The sequence below is a fragment of the Corynebacterium sp. DNF00584 genome (assembly GCF_001552965.1).
GTDB lineage: Bacteria > Actinomycetota > Actinomycetes > Mycobacteriales > Mycobacteriaceae > Corynebacterium > Corynebacterium phoceense.
Window position 1 is genome coordinate 43100 of record NZ_KQ959766.1, and the last position, 14100, is coordinate 57199.

A 14100-nucleotide genomic window follows, 5' to 3' on the forward strand; every position below is an offset into this window, starting at 1 on the left:
CAAGGAGCCAGCCCCTCATGCATGACACCAAGGACTTTCGGGTCCCGGCTAACCCGTACGGCGACGACCTCGAAGCCGTCCTTCTCGACGAAGCGACCATCAAAGCCCGCGTGCAGGAGATGGCGGACAAGGTCTCCGCGAAGTACGCGGATAACGAGGAAGACCTCATCCTCGTGTGCGTGCTCAAGGGTGCGGTGTTCTTCCTCTCCGACTTCGCGCGTGCGCTCAGCATTCCGTCCCAGCAGGAATTCATGGCGGTGTCCTCCTACGGCAACGCGACGTCGAGCTCGGGCGTCGTGCGTATCTTGAAAGACCTCGACCGCGATATTCAGGGTAAGGACGTCCTCATCGTCGAGGACATCATCGACTCTGGTCTCACGCTCAGCTGGCTCATCCGCAACCTGCAGGGCCGCCGCCCGCGCAACCTTGACGTGGTGACGCTGCTGCGCAAGCCAGAGGTTGTCAAGGTGGAGATTGACATGTTTGACGTCGGCTTCGACATCCCCAACGAGTTTGTCGTGGGCTACGGCCTCGACTACGCGGAGCACTACCGCGACCTGCCGTTCGTGGGCACGCTGAAGCCGGAAGTATATTCGGACTAGACTCTCTTCTTAATGAAAAATTCCAGCATCGTCCGCTACGGCGCGATCGCGGGCCTCGTGCTCATCGCGCTGTACGCGTTTACGTTCTTTACTAATGACTCGCGTTCCTACATGCAGGTCGACACCTCCGTGGCGTTGACCCAATTGCAGGACAAGAATGTCGCGGAAGCCCAGATCGATGACCGCGAGCAGCAGGTTCGTCTCAAGCTGCGCGAACCCGTCAGGGTCGAGGAGCGCGACGGCGTCGAAGAGGTCATCGCCAAGTACCCGGCCCGCGCCACCGAGCAGGTCTTCAACGCCGTGAAGGATTCCGGCGCGGAGAAGTACCAGACGAAGGTGACGCAGGAGTCCTTCATCGGCTCGATGATTTCTTTCATCCTGCCCATGCTCATCGTCTTCGGTCTGCTCTTCTTCTTTATGTCGCGCATGCAGGGCGGCGCCGGTGGCCTGTTCGGCATTGGCGGCTCCAAGGCCAAGGAGCTCACCAAGGACATGCTCACCAACACGTTTGAGGACGTGGCCGGTGCGGACGAGGCCGTGGAAGAGCTCATGGAGATCAAGGACTTCCTCGAGGACCCGGAACGCTACCACGCGCTCGGCGCGAAGATTCCGCGCGGCGTCCTGCTCTACGGCCCTCCGGGCACCGGTAAGACACTGCTCGCGCGCGCCGTCGCAGGCGAGGCGGGCGTGCCGTTCTTCTCCATCTCGGGCTCTGACTTCGTGGAGATGTTCGTCGGTGTCGGTGCCTCCCGCGTGCGCGACCTGTTCAAGCAGGCCAAGGCGCAGTCGCCGTGCATCGTCTTCATTGACGAGATCGACGCCGTGGGTCGTTCCCGCGGTGGCGCTAGTACCGGCGGCGGCCACGATGAGCGCGAGCAGACTTTGAACCAGCTCCTCGTGGAGATGGACGGCTTCGGCGACCGCGAAGGCGTCATCCTCATCGCGGCGACCAACCGCCCGGACGTCCTCGACCAGGCGCTGCTGCGCCCGGGCCGCTTCGACCGCCAGATCCCGGTGACCAACCCGGATCTTGCCGGCCGCGAGAAGATTCTCGAGGTCCACGCCAAAGGTAAACCTTTGGCGAAAGATGTCGACGTCACGCAGCTGGCCAAGCGTACCGCCGGTATGTCCGGCGCGGACCTGGCGAACGTCCTCAACGAGGCGGCGCTGCTCACGGCGCGCATCGGCGGAAATGTCATTACGGCGGACGCGTTGGAAGAGGCCACGGACCGCGTGGTGGGCGGCCCGCGCCGCCAGTCCAAGATCATCTCCGAGCACGAGAAGAAGGTCACCGCGTACCACGAGGGCGGCCACACGCTCGCCGCGTGGGCGATGAAAGACATCGAGCGCGTGTATAAGGTGACCATCCTCGCGCGCGGTCGCACCGGCGGCCACGCCATGACGTCCCAGGAAGACGACAAGGGCATGTACACGCGCGACGAACTCTTCGCGCGCCTCGTCTTCGCCCTGGGCGGCCGCGCCGCGGAGGAGCTCGTCTTCGGCGCGCCTACCACGGGTGCGTCCTCGGATATCGAGAACGCCACGAAGATCGCGCGTGCCATGCTCACCGAGTACGGCTTTAGCCCGGAGCTTGGCACCGTGAAGTACGGTCAGGAACAGGGAGACCCGTTTGCCTACGGTGGGGCCGGCGGCTCCATCGAGTACTCGGACGACGTCGCCAAGCGCATCGACGAGCAGATGCACTACCTGCTCGACCGTGCGCACGAACAGGCCTACGCCATCCTTGCGGAGCACCGCGATTACCTGGATAAGCTGGTGGAGCTGCTCCTCGAAAAGGAGACGCTGCGCCGCCCGGACCTCGAGGGCGTCTTCGACGGCATCGTGCCGCGCGAGTCCTTCGACGTCTTCGAGGGCGAAGACGAGCGCTTCCCGCAGCAGGCCGGCCGCGAGCCCATTAAGACTCCGGTCGAGCTCGCCGAAGAGCGCGGCGAGGTGCTGCCCAAGCGCCGCACCCTGCTCGACGCCACTCGCGCCGCACGCGAGCGCCGCCTGGCCGGCAAGGTTCTGGCCGTCGGCGACGACGAGGAATACGGCTTTAACTTCGGCCGCGACGCCGGCGATATCGTCGACGATTACACCGAGGGCACCGAGCCCGAGTCCACCCAAGAGCCGACCGAGCTTGCCGATGCCCCCGCCGCGCCGGCACCGGAGGCTCCCGCGCCCGAGGCTTCCGCTTCGGAGCCGTCCACGGTTGCCTCCGAGCCGGAGGTTGTTGAGCCTTCGGAGCCGGTGAAGCCGAGCCCGAGCACCGATAAGACGACGGAGATTCCGGTCGTGCGCGACGCCGCGCCGCGGGGTCGCCACCACAACCCGCGCGCTGAGGACGCGCAGCCGGAAGAGACCAAGGAGCTTCCGCGCGACTGGGCACGCCCGTGGGGCAGCCAGGACGCGCCGAAGAATCCATACGCCGATGGCTCCGCGGACAGCAAGGGAGAGAAGAATGACTAATCCGGAGGCTACCGCTGGGAGCGACGCCCTGACCGAGGCCCTGACCGACGCAGCGGAGGGCGGCGCGACCCCGGACATCCCGGCGGTGCGTGCGTTCGACCAGGAGCGCGCGGAGGCCGCGGTGCGTGAGCTGCTCATTGCGGTGGGCGAAGACCCGGACCGCGAGGGTCTGCAGGAAACGCCGGCACGAGTGGCGCGGGCGTACCGCGAGACGTTCGCGGGCCTGCATGAGGACCCGACGGCGGTGCTGGCGAAGACGTTCGCGGAGGGCCACCAGGAGCTCGTGCTCGTGCGTGATATCCCGATTTATTCGACGTGCGAGCATCACTTGCTGCCGTTCTACGGCAAGGCGCACATCGGGTACATCCCGGGCAAGGACGGCCACGTGACCGGCCTGTCGAAGCTGGCGCGTTTGGCGGATATGTACGCTAAGCGCCCGCAGGTGCAGGAGAGGCTCACGAGCCAGATTGCGAACGCGCTCATGGACAAGCTCGGCGCGCAGTCGGCCATCGTGGTCATCGAGTGCGAGCACTTGTGCATGGCGGCGCGCGGCATCCGTAAGCCGGGCTCGACCACGACGACCTCGGCGGTGCGCGGCGGCTTTAAGAAGAACGCCGCCTCGCGCGCGGAAGTGATGAGCCTTATCCGCAGTTAATCCCAGGCGGCCGGACGCGTGAGCGTGTGGCCGCTTTTTAAGTACATGCAGTGCGACGTGAATGCTTTGACAGCTTTGAACGAAAGGAAGAACATGCAGCCGGCAGCCCGCGTGAGTGATGTGAGTGTCCCGGGGAGGACGTTGGTCATGGGAATCGTCAACGTCACGGAGGACTCGTTCTCCGATGGCGGGCGATGGTTAAACCACGAGACGGCGATTGCGCACGCGCGCGAGCTCGTCGCGGCGGGCGCGGACATGATCGACGTGGGCGGTGAGTCCACGCGTCCGGGCGCGGTGCGCGTGGAGGAGCGCGACGAGATCGAGCGCGTCGTGCCGGTGATCGAGGCGCTGCATGCGGAGGGTATTCGCACGTCTGTGGACACCATGCGTGCGGCGACGGCGGCCGCGGCGGCTGCAGCGGGCGTGGATATGGTCAACGACGTCTCGGGCGGCCTCGCGGATCCGGAGATGTTCGCCGCGATGGCGGATGCGGGCCGGACGGTGTGCCTCATGCACTGGCGGACTGAGAAGTTTGGCTCCGCGGCGGGCACCGCGAACCACGGCGGGGATGTCGTGCGCGATGTGCACCAGGTCTTCGACGAACTCGTCGCGGCCGCGGTAAAGGCGGGCGTGCGCGAGGACGCGATTGTGCTCGACCCGGGTTTGGGGTTTGCGAAGAGCCCACAGGATAACTGGGCGCTGCTCCACGCGCTGCCGGAATTCCTGGACGGACCGTTCCCGTTGCTCGTGGGAGCCTCGCGCAAGCGCTTCCTCGCCGCCGTGCGTGCGGACCGCGGCGCGGAGTCCAATCCGCTGCTTGCAGACCCGGCGACGGCGGCGGTGACGGCGATTTCGGCGCACCTCGGCGCGTGGGGCGTGCGCGTCCACGAGGTGGGCGCCTCGCGCGATGCCGTGGATGTGGCGGCAGCCTGGGCGCGGGGGAAGGACTACGCGGGAGGAGAGGGGGCATCGGGAAGCTATGCGAACGGTGCGGACCACGGGACAGTAGCAACGACGGCGCTAGGAAAGGCGAAATAATGGCAGACCGTATTGAACTCACCGGCCTGGAGTGCTTCGGCTACCACGGTGTCTTTGACGAGGAGAAGCGCATGGGGCAGCCGTTTATCGTGGATATCACGTGCTGGCTCAACTTTGCGGAGGCGGCGGCGGACGATGACCTCACAAAGACCATCAATTACGCGGAGCTCGCAGAGGTCGCGGCGGAGGTCGTGGAGGGACCTGCGCGGGACCTCATCGAGACGGTCGCCACGGACGTGGCCAATGCCGCCATGCGACGCTTTGAAGAGCTTTATGCTGTAGAGGTCACCATTCATAAACCCAAGGCGCCCATCCCGCGCACGTTTGGCGATGTCGCGGTCGTGGCGCGCCGTTCCCGAAAGGGGAAGTAAAGCATGCACGCAGTCCTGTCTATCGGGTCCAACATGGACGATCGCGTGGCGCTGCTGCGCAGCGTCTTTGACGAGTTCGCCGGCCAGATTGTGGCGGCCTCGCCGGTCTATGCCACCCCGCCGTGGGGCGTGGAGAACCAAGACGAGTTCTTGAATGCCGTGCTCATCGTCGAGGTTGAAGAAACGCCGCTCGGTCTGCTGCGTCGTGGCCAGCGCCTCGAGGCGGCGGCGGAGCGCAAGCGCATCCAGAAGTGGGGTCCGCGCACGCTGGACGTGGACATCGTGGACATCTCGTCGTTTACGTCGACGGACCCGCGCCTTGTGGTTCCGCACCCGTATGCCCGCGAGCGCGCCTTCGTGCTCGTGCCGTGGCTGGCGGCGGATCCTGATGCGACGCTGGCGGGCACCCCGCTAGACACGCTTATCGCGGATCTTGACCCAGAAGAGGTCGCTGCCATTCGTCCCTTGGGGCCCATCGAGGAGCTCTAGATGCAACGTACGTCTTTGCCTGCGCTTATTGGCACCGCCGTGTTTGTGGCGGCCGCCGTCGCCATCGTTATCCCGCGGCTCTACGGCTACATGGGAACCATCCCGCTCACCGTCTCCATCACGCTGTGGCTCATGGCCATTGTGTGCGCGGTGCTGGCGTGGCGCGTGCGCGAAGCAAAGAAGGACGATACGCACGGCATTGGGCTGGATACCTCGCAGCTCAACCCCATGACGATTACCAACTTCATGCTGCTGGGCAAGGCGTCCGCGTGGACCGGCGCCATCGTGGGCGCGGCGTATGCGGGCGTGGCCGTGTACGTCATTCCGCATGCCCACGAGCTCGTGGCTGCGGCCGAGGACGTCCCCGGTGTTCTCGCCAGCCTGCTGGGCGGCGCTGCCATGGCGGTGGCTGGCGTTGTCCTCGAACGCTACTGCGAGGTACCGCCGCCCGCGGATGGGGCGGCGGCGTAGACACCTAGCGCAGGATGTCACGCTCGGTGCGGGTGAGGACCTCGACGGCCTTGTGCTGGACCGCGTTGTGTGCCTGGAACCTGCGTCGGTGAGACGCACGACCACGAAGCGTCCGCGAATGGGGGTGCATCCCCGTGTGTGGGCACGCCCGGCTCAAGGGCACTGTGGGGGAGGAAACGCGGTAGGGTTTAAGGCTTAGGACATGCGCGTAGGCCCTGCCATCCATGCGGGTGGGGTGTGCGGGCACGAAGGACGCACACGGTAGGTTGGTGACCATGACTTCCACACAGCAGCAGGAATTCCCGGACAAAGACGGCGCGCAGTCCGCGCCCGAGTCCGGAACCGCGACCACCCGCGCACACTGGGCGCTCATTGCGCTCGTGGTCCTCGCCGTCGTCGCGACCATCTTGATGCTGATCTCGGGCTCTGCCGCAGCGATGAAGCTCGCGCTCGTCGCCGCGTTGTGGGCCGCCGTGCTGGGCTTCTTCCTCGTTACCCGCTACCGCCGCGAGACCGCGCAACGCGAGCAGGAGCTCGTCCTGCGCGAGGAGCTCTACACCGCCGAGCTGGATAAGCTCCGCGCCGAGAAGTCCGCGCTTGAGGGCGCCACGCCTGGCGATTCGGAGCTGCTTGCCGATATCAAGCACGAGCTGCAACAGATCCGCACGCAGCTTGAGGAGCTCTCCGGCCGCGACTTCACCTACGAGCCGGCCGCCCTCTATGCCGAGGCCCGCCGCATTGCGGAGATTGAGTACAAGGTCGGCGCGACGGAGGAGCCCAAGGTCGCCTTCACCCAGTCTTCCGCGGGTGCGCCGTCTGCCGATGCCATCGCGGGCCGCGTCGGCACCCAGCCCAGCGCCAGCTCGCGCCACGACAACCCGCTCTCCGAGCTCATCCGCGAACGCGAGGCCGCCGGCACCGATACTCCGACCCGTCGCCACGGTGCGCATGAGACACCGGAGACTGCTGCTGCTGCTGCTTCATCTGCATCCGCATCCGCGCCTCAGGCGGACACTGCGTCGAAGCCTCAGGCCGCGTCCGCGGCGTCCTTCGTTTCTGAGCAGACGCCGCACGCGCCGACGTTCTCCACGCAGCGCAGCCCCGAGTCCACGTTCAGCACCGGTTCCTTCCAGGCCGTGCGCTGGGACCAGGGCGGCGTGGACACGAACGTGACGCCGAAGGCCTCCACCACGGCGCATTCCGCGGCGAAGAAGACGGAGCCGGCCACGGCGCAGGACGCCAAGGCCGCAGACGCTGCACAGGATGCTGGGCAGGACTCAGCGCAGGACTCAGCGCAGGACGCGAAGAAGGCTGAGGCTGCGGCCTCTGCGGGACGGCGTGGCCGTCGCCGCAGCGACGCTGGCCGCGAGGGTGCGGTCTCCGTGGCGGAGCTTATGGCCCAGATGAAGAAGGGGAAGTAGATGCCCGCACCGCGCATGCGGATTGGGATCTTCGGTGACTCGGCGGCGGGCCAGGAGCTAGCGGCCGGGCTGGCTGCGGCTGGGCACGCGCTCGTGCGCATCGACGCCCTCACGGATTGTGCGGAAGTCGACGCACTCATCCTCGCTATCCACGCGACGCAGCTGCCGCGCGCTGTCGAGGCCGTGGAGACCTACATCGCGAACGGGCAGATCGTTATTCACACCGCGCTCGCCGCAGGTGTGCAGGTCCTCGACCCGTTGGAGACGCGCGGCGCCGTGGTCGTGGCGGCCGCACCCGTGAGCGTGAATCGCTGGGCCGTGACGACGCTCGATGAGCTCGGGGAGACCATCGCCGGGCTGCTGCTCGGAGAGATGGGCGCGACCGCCATCGCGAAGACCGATGCGGAGCGTGCGACGTTGGCCAGCCGGGTCGCGTATGCGAAGATGCTCGCGCGGCTCACCGCGGATGCGCGCCGGGAGGTCGAGCTCCTCATGGACGAGGAGACTCAGCCGGGCGCGGACATTGACCCTGCGGAGGTCATTGATGGCTACCGCTACATTCACGAGCCGGGTCTGCGGCGCTCCTACTTGGAGGTCGCGCGGCGCTTCGGCGAGGTCGAAGAGGCCGAGGATATTGAGATGTGGGCACTACAGGAGGAAAACAGATGAGCTTCGAATTGGGCGTGGCGACGGTCCTCGACGACGAGTCTCGGGTCGCGCTGGTTGCGCGGGCCTATAAAAAGTTGGGCAAGCCCATCGTCCTTGTCCCCCTAGGTTCCGGCATTCACGCAGGCCACGTGGCACTCGTCCGCGCGGCCGAGGCCATTCGTGGCGGCATCGTCATTGTTGCGGTGGAAACGCTGGGAGAGGGTGACCAGGAGCTGCTCGCGCGCGAAGGCGTCGACGTCGTGTGGGTCTACGTCCCGGACGCGCCGCGCACGCTTGTCCTGCCCGTCGACCACGGCCTGGAAAACACGACAGAACTCGCGACGTCGCTCACGCGCGCGCTGCGGCTCATCAATGCCGTGGGCGCGACGGACGTCGTGGCGGGGGAGAAAGACTACGAGGAGCTGCTCGCGCTCAACGCGGCGCTCCACGATCTGCACCTGGGCGTGCGCCTGCAGGGCGTGCCTACGGTCCGTATGCCGGACGGGGTGGCGATGAGCCTGCGCAACGCGGGCGTGGCCGAGGACGCGCGCGAGCAGGCGGAGGCGCTCTCGGCAGCGCTCACCGCTGGGGCCCATGCCGCGGAGCACGGCGCGGAGGCTGTCCTCGACGTGGCGCGCTCCGTGCTCGGGGCGGCCGGGGTGGAGCCCGAGTACCTCGAGGTCCGCGGCCGTGACTTGGGACCGGCGCCGGAACAGGGTGACGCCCGCCTCCTTGTCGCGGCGACCGTGGGCGGCGTGCGGCTCATCGACAACGTGGGCCTGCCGCTGGGCATCGGCTTCCGGAATCTCGAGGAATACGAGGCGCAGCAGGAAGCGCAGCGCGAGGCCGCACGCGCCGAAGAAGACCAGGCCTAGCCAGAGCTGGATTTCAGAACAACGAAGCCGTTAGATCCACGCGGATCTGACGGCTTCGTTGTCGTGAGTTTCCTCGCTACTCGGCGGCGGGGGCTGCGGCAGGCTTTGGCTGCTTGGGCGAGCGCGTGCCAAAGACGCCGAAGATGCCCAGGAGTGCGATGAGCGTGATGAGCGCGCCGGCACCGAGGAGGCCCCAGCGGATCCAGTGGATGAGGTTCGTGTGGTGGAACTTCTTGGTCTGCTCGAGGAACGCTTGGGTGTCTTCCTCGGAGATGGAGGAGTTGAACGTGAGTGCGTTCTGGGTCTCCACGCCGTCGTCCTTGGCGTAGAAGTCCTTGATGGATACGTCGAGGTCCACGATCATGCCTGAGACTTTGTCTACGTAGAAGTCACGCTGGGCGGAGTGGAAGAGGTACTCCGTGCCGTCCTCGCCGGAGAGCATGGTCTGATAGGTGTTGTACTTCTTTGCCACGTTCGTAGGCTCGATGTCCTGGTGGTAGCGATAGATGGTGCGCCCATCCATCTCCATCTCTTCTTCGAAGACGGCGGGGGCGGAGTCGCGCAGCGTCTCATCGAATACGTCGTAGGAGGTTTTCTCCGCGCCGGCGGGGAACTTCCACCACAGGCCGGTGACCGGAACGGTGCTGACGGGAGTAGCCATGGTGTGGGACACGGCGGCATCGGCAAGCGCGTCGCCAGTGAGGCGATCGATGGGGTAGGACCAGACCTGCGCGGTGATGAGGCGGTCCTTTTCCTCCTGCAGGCTCGAGCGCATCCACGACGAGCCGACGCGGAGGGTGACCTGCTCGTCATCCGCGGGCTCCTGGAGCGCGACGTGCCATTGCGCGGTGACGGGTACCTGGAGCTGGCGGCCGTCCTGGAGGAGGCGCGTGGTGGCGTTCTCGTCCGTCATTGTCCACGTCGTGTGCTCCAGATCGAGCGGCAGAGTGGGCTCGGCCTCGATGAAGGCCGGAGCGGCGAGACCGGCGGAAAGGCCGGCGACACCTACTCCGAGCAGGAGGGCGGAGGCGACGCGGGAGGTTGGCAACATGGTGTTTCATCCTAGCGGCCGGGCGGTCACGGCTGAAAGTGCCACGGCGGGCCCTGACCGGCGTGTCTTGGATCGGTTCCAGGGGGCGGTGGTATATTTCCGAAGTGCACACCGCATGAGACGGCGCGACGAGAGTCTACGCCCCGTGCGTGAAGTGAGATGGCCGCCCCGCGCGGTCCAGTACCGCCTTGTCGCACCTATGTGTGGGGCTGGACAATAGGCGGAAATTCAACTATGCTAGTTCGTTGCGCTGGAATCATTTTCAGATGTGCGCTGACACCTTGTACAAAACCCATTTGACAAGGTGATTTTGTGCTCTTTTCTTACAGTGATTCCACAGCAGACCAATTGCTAAATCTACCAGCGGTTTCGGGCCAATCACAGCAACGGAGTGGTTGAATCCCGGTTCCGCGTGAGGTGCTGGAAGGACCCATCTTGGCAGTCTCGCGCCAGACCAAGTCAGTGGCTAATATTCCCGGAGCCCCGAAGCGTTACTCGTTCGCGAAAATCAGCGAACCCATTTCGCTTCCGGGCCTCCTCGACGTACAAATTGATTCCTACGCCTGGCTCATTGGCACGCCCGAGTGGCGCGCCAAGCAGCAGGAGGAGCGCGGCGCCGACGCCCGCGTGACCAGCGGCCTGGAAGACATCCTGGAAGAGCTTTCGCCCATCCAGGACTACTCCGGCAATATGTCGCTGTCCCTGTCTGAGCCGCGTTTCGAGCCGGTGAAATACACCGTCGACGAATGCAAGGAAAAGGACATTAACTACTCTGCGCCGCTTTATGTGACGGCAGAGTTCATCAACAATGACACCCAGGAGATCAAGACCCAGACGGTGTTCATCGGCGATTTCCCGATGATGACGGAGAAGGGCACCTTCATCGTCAACGGCACCGAGCGTGTCATCGTCTCCCAGCTGGTGCGTTCCCCGGGCGTCTACTTCGACCGCTCCATCGATAAGTCCACGGAGCGTCCGCTCCACGCCGTCAAGGTCATCCCGTCCCGCGGTGCATGGCTCGAGTTCGACGTGGACAAGCGCGACACCGTCGGTGTCCGTATCGACCGCAAGCGTCGCCAGCCGGTGACGGTGCTGCTCAAGGCCCTGGGGTGGACCGAAGAGCAGATCCGCGAGCGCTTCGGCTTCTCCGAGCTCATGATGTCTACCCTCGAGTCCGACGGTGTGTCCAACACCGATGAGGCTCTGCTGGAGATCTACCGCAAGCAGCGCCCGGGCGAGCAGCCCACCCGCGACCTTGCGACCTCCCTGCTGGAGAACTCCTTCTTCCGTGCGAAGCGTTATGACCTCGCTAAGGTCGGCCGTTACAAGGTCAACCGCAAGCTGGGCCTGGGCGGCGACCACGACGGTCTCATGACCCTGACCGAGGAAGACATTGCTGTCACCCTCGAGTACCTCGTGCGCCTGCACGCGGGCGAGCGCGAGATGAAGGCGCCGAACGGCGAGATGATCCCTCTCCACACGGACGACATCGACCACTTCGGTAACCGTCGTCTGCGCACCGTGGGCGAGCTCATCCAGAACCAGGTTCGCGTGGGCCTGTCCCGTATGGAGCGCGTCGTGCGCGAGCGCATGACCACCCAGGATGCCGAGTCCATCACCCCTACTTCGCTGATCAACGTCCGTCCGGTCTCCGCGGCTATCCGCGAGTTCTTCGGTACCTCCCAGCTGTCGCAGTTCATGGACCACAACAACTCACTGTCTGGTCTCACGCACAAGCGTCGCCTCTCCGCACTGGGCCCGGGCGGCCTGTCGCGTGAGCGCGCCGGCATTGAGGTCCGCGACGTTCACCCGTCGCACTACGGCCGCATGTGCCCGATCGAGACTCCCGAGGGTCCGAACATTGGCCTCATCGGCTCGCTCGCGTCGTACGCACGCGTCAACGCCTTCGGCTTCATCGAGACCCCGTACAACAAGGTCGTTGACGGCAAGATTACCGGCCAAGTCGAGTACCTCACCGCTGATGAAGAGGACCGTTACGCAATTGCGCAGGCCGAGGTCGAGCACGACGCTGACGGCACGATCACCGAAACCCGTATTGAGGTCCGCCTCAAGGACGGCGATATCGGAGTGACCGACGCTTCCGGCGTCGATTACGTGGACGTGTCCCCGCGCCAGATGGTCTCCGTTGCAACGGCCATGATTCCGTTCCTCGAGCACGACGACGCTAACCGCGCCCTCATGGGTGCGAACATGCAGCGTCAGGCTGTGCCGCTGCTGCGCTCCGAGGCCGCGTACGTCGGTACCGGCATGGAGCTGCGCGCGGCCTACGACGCGGGTGACGTCATCATCACCCCGAAGGCCGGCGTGGTCGAGAACGTCTCCGCAGACATGATCACCATCATGGATGACGAGGGTGTGCGTGACACCTACGTCCTGCGCAAGTTCGAGCGCACCAACCAGGGCACGAACTACAACCAGACCCCGCTCGTCTCCCTCGGCGACCGCGTCGAGGCAGGCCAGGTGCTGGCTGATGGTCCGGGTACCCACAACGGCGAAATGTCGCTGGGCCGCAACCTTCTCGTGGCGTTCATGCCGTGGGAAGGCCACAACTACGAGGACGCCATCATCCTCAACCAGCGCGTCGTGGAAGAGGACATCCTGACCTCTATCCACATCGAGGAGCACGAGATCGATGCCCGCGACACCAAGCTCGGTGCCGAGGAAATCACCCGTGAAATCCCGAACGTCTCCGAGGACGTCCTGCGCGACCTCGACGACCGCGGCATCATTCGCATCGGTGCGGACGTCCGCCCGGGCGACATCCTGGTCGGTAAGGTCACCCCGAAGGGCGAGACCGAGCTCACGCCGGAAGAGCGCCTGCTGCGCGCCATCTTCGGTGAGAAGGCTCGCGAGGTCCGCGACACCTCCATGAAGGTTCCGCACGGTGAGGTAGGCAAGGTCATCGGCGTTGCTCGCTTCTCCCGCGAGGATGACGATGAGCTGGCGCCGGGCGTGAACGAGATGATCCGCGTCTACGTCGCTCAGAAGCGCAAGGTCCAGGATGGCGATAAGCTCGCCGGCCGCCACGGCAACAAGGGTGTCGTGGGCAAGATCCTGCCGCCGGAGGATATGCCGTTCATGGAGGATGGCACCCCGGTCGACATCATCCTCAACACCCACGGTGTCCCGCGTCGTATGAACATCGGCCAGGTCCTCGAGGTTCATCTCGGCTGGCTGGCACACGCTGGCTGGAAGGTCGACGTCGACGATCCGGCTAACGCTGACCTGCTGAAGAAGCTGCCGGAGGAGCTTTACGACGTTCCGCCGGAGTCGCTCACCGCAACCCCGGTCTTCGACGGTGCCTCCAACGAGGAGATCTCCCGCCTGCTGGCTTCCTCGAAGCCGAACCGTGACGGCGACGTCATGGTTGATGAGCACGGCAAGGCCCGCCTCTTCGACGGCCGCTCCGGCGAGCCGTACAAGTACCCGGTTTCCGTCGGCTACATGTACATGCTCAAGCTGCACCACCTCGTCGACGAGAAGATTCACGCTCGTTCCACCGGCCCGTACTCCATGATTACTCAGCAGCCGCTGGGTGGTAAGGCTCAGTTTGGTGGCCAGCGCTTCGGCGAGATGGAGGTGTGGGCAATGCAGGCCTACGGCGCTGCCTACACCCTGCAGGAGCTGCTCACCATCAAGTCGGATGACGTCGTCGGCCGTGTCAAGGTCTACGAAGCCATCGTCAAGGGCGACAACATCCCGGATCCGGGCATCCCGGAGTCCTTCAAGGTGTTGCTCAAGGAGCTGCAGTCGCTGTGCCTCAACGTGGAGGTCCTCTCCACCGACGGCACGCCGATGGAACTGTCCGGATCTGATGATGACGACATGGACTCGCCGTCCCTGGGCATTAACCTGTCCCGCGACGAGCGCTCCGACGCCGACAACATCGCGTAAGTTACCGCATTCTGGTCTGGCCTTAAGCTTGCCGATGCCGCCTTCCCGCTACCGCGGTAAGGCGAAAGGTTCCATAAGGAAAGGAACCCATCGGA

The 14100-nt window shown here is 65.3% G+C and carries 12 protein-coding genes; 11 read left to right on the top strand and 1 reads right to left on the bottom strand.

Annotated elements, in window-relative coordinates; genetic code table 11:
* Positions 1-17: 17 nt before the first annotated feature.
* The 10 genes from hpt (at position 18) to HMPREF0307_RS10990 (ending at position 9039) form a co-directional block, all read left to right on the top strand.
* Complete coding sequence (gene hpt / locus HMPREF0307_RS10945) at positions 18-602, top strand: hypoxanthine phosphoribosyltransferase (RefSeq protein WP_066492923.1); 585 nt, start codon at positions 18-20, stop codon at positions 600-602.
* Positions 603-614: 12 nt separating this feature from the next.
* Positions 615-3071: an ATP-dependent zinc metalloprotease FtsH gene (gene ftsH / locus HMPREF0307_RS10950; RefSeq protein WP_066492924.1), complete on the top strand. Its 2457-nt coding sequence runs from the start codon at positions 615-617 to the stop codon at positions 3069-3071.
* A complete protein-coding gene (gene folE / locus HMPREF0307_RS10955; RefSeq protein ID WP_082723330.1) occupies positions 3064-3726 on the top strand; it encodes a GTP cyclohydrolase I FolE in 663 nt (220 codons plus the stop codon). The genes ftsH and folE overlap by 8 nt, the downstream gene beginning before the upstream one ends.
* Before the next feature lie 93 nt (positions 3727-3819).
* Positions 3820-4764 (top strand): dihydropteroate synthase, encoded by a 945-nt coding sequence (gene folP / locus HMPREF0307_RS10960; RefSeq protein ID WP_066492926.1) that lies wholly within the window; start codon positions 3820-3822, stop codon positions 4762-4764.
* Entirely contained in the window at positions 4764-5135 is a 372-nt protein-coding gene (gene folB, locus HMPREF0307_RS10965) for a dihydroneopterin aldolase (RefSeq protein ID WP_066492930.1), read from the top strand. Before folP ends, folB begins: the two co-directional genes overlap by 1 nt.
* Positions 5136-5138: 3 nt before the next feature.
* Positions 5139-5624: a 2-amino-4-hydroxy-6-hydroxymethyldihydropteridine diphosphokinase gene (folK, locus tag HMPREF0307_RS10970; protein WP_066492932.1), complete on the top strand. Its 486-nt coding sequence runs from the start codon at positions 5139-5141 to the stop codon at positions 5622-5624.
* Positions 5625-6095, top strand: a complete 471-nt coding sequence (locus tag HMPREF0307_RS10975; RefSeq protein WP_066492934.1) for a DUF3180 domain-containing protein — start codon at positions 5625-5627, stop codon at positions 6093-6095.
* A gap of 275 nt (positions 6096-6370) precedes the next feature.
* Positions 6371-7516, top strand: coding sequence for a DUF6779 domain-containing protein (locus tag HMPREF0307_RS10980; RefSeq protein WP_066492936.1), 1146 nt, complete (start codon positions 6371-6373; stop codon positions 7514-7516).
* On the top strand, positions 7517-8185 hold the full coding sequence (locus tag HMPREF0307_RS10985) for a 6PGD fold domain-containing protein (protein ID WP_066492939.1): 669 nt from the start codon (positions 7517-7519) through the stop codon (positions 8183-8185).
* On the top strand, positions 8182-9039 hold the full coding sequence (locus tag HMPREF0307_RS10990; RefSeq protein ID WP_066492941.1) for a pantoate--beta-alanine ligase: 858 nt from the start codon (positions 8182-8184) through the stop codon (positions 9037-9039). Before HMPREF0307_RS10985 ends, HMPREF0307_RS10990 begins: the two co-directional genes overlap by 4 nt.
* Positions 9040-9115: 76 nt before the next feature.
* On the opposite strand, the gene HMPREF0307_RS10995 is transcribed toward HMPREF0307_RS10990, so the two are convergent.
* A complete protein-coding gene (locus HMPREF0307_RS10995; protein WP_066492943.1) occupies positions 9116-10090 on the bottom strand; it encodes a cell envelope lipid trafficking protein PgfA in 975 nt (324 codons plus the stop codon).
* 417 nt (positions 10091-10507) lie between these two features.
* On the opposite strand from HMPREF0307_RS10995, the gene HMPREF0307_RS11000 reads away from it, so the two are divergent.
* Positions 10508-14005, top strand: a complete 3498-nt coding sequence (locus tag HMPREF0307_RS11000; protein WP_066492948.1) for a DNA-directed RNA polymerase subunit beta — start codon at positions 10508-10510, stop codon at positions 14003-14005.
* The last annotated feature ends 95 nt before the right edge of the window (positions 14006-14100 follow it).

Bases quoted from the DNA above. Each gene is read 5' to 3' on its own strand.
- hpt (WP_066492923.1), top strand. From the start codon at position 18: ATGCATGACACCAAGGACTTTCGGGTCCCGGCTAACCCGTACGGCGAC.
- ftsH (WP_066492924.1), top strand. From the start codon at position 615: ATGAAAAATTCCAGCATCGTCCGCTACGGCGCGATCGCGGGCCTCGTG.
- folE (WP_082723330.1), top strand. From the start codon at position 3,064: ATGACTAATCCGGAGGCTACCGCTGGGAGCGACGCCCTGACCGAGGCC.
- folP (WP_066492926.1), top strand. From the start codon at position 3,820: ATGCAGCCGGCAGCCCGCGTGAGTGATGTGAGTGTCCCGGGGAGGACG.
- folB (WP_066492930.1), top strand. From the start codon at position 4,764: ATGGCAGACCGTATTGAACTCACCGGCCTGGAGTGCTTCGGCTACCAC.
- folK (WP_066492932.1), top strand. From the start codon at position 5,139: ATGCACGCAGTCCTGTCTATCGGGTCCAACATGGACGATCGCGTGGCG.
- HMPREF0307_RS10975 (WP_066492934.1), top strand. From the start codon at position 5,625: ATGCAACGTACGTCTTTGCCTGCGCTTATTGGCACCGCCGTGTTTGTG.
- HMPREF0307_RS10980 (WP_066492936.1), top strand. From the start codon at position 6,371: ATGACTTCCACACAGCAGCAGGAATTCCCGGACAAAGACGGCGCGCAG.
- HMPREF0307_RS10985 (WP_066492939.1), top strand. From the start codon at position 7,517: ATGCCCGCACCGCGCATGCGGATTGGGATCTTCGGTGACTCGGCGGCG.
- HMPREF0307_RS10990 (WP_066492941.1), top strand. From the start codon at position 8,182: ATGAGCTTCGAATTGGGCGTGGCGACGGTCCTCGACGACGAGTCTCGG.
- HMPREF0307_RS10995 (WP_066492943.1), bottom strand. From the start codon at position 10,090: ATGTTGCCAACCTCCCGCGTCGCCTCCGCCCTCCTGCTCGGAGTAGGT.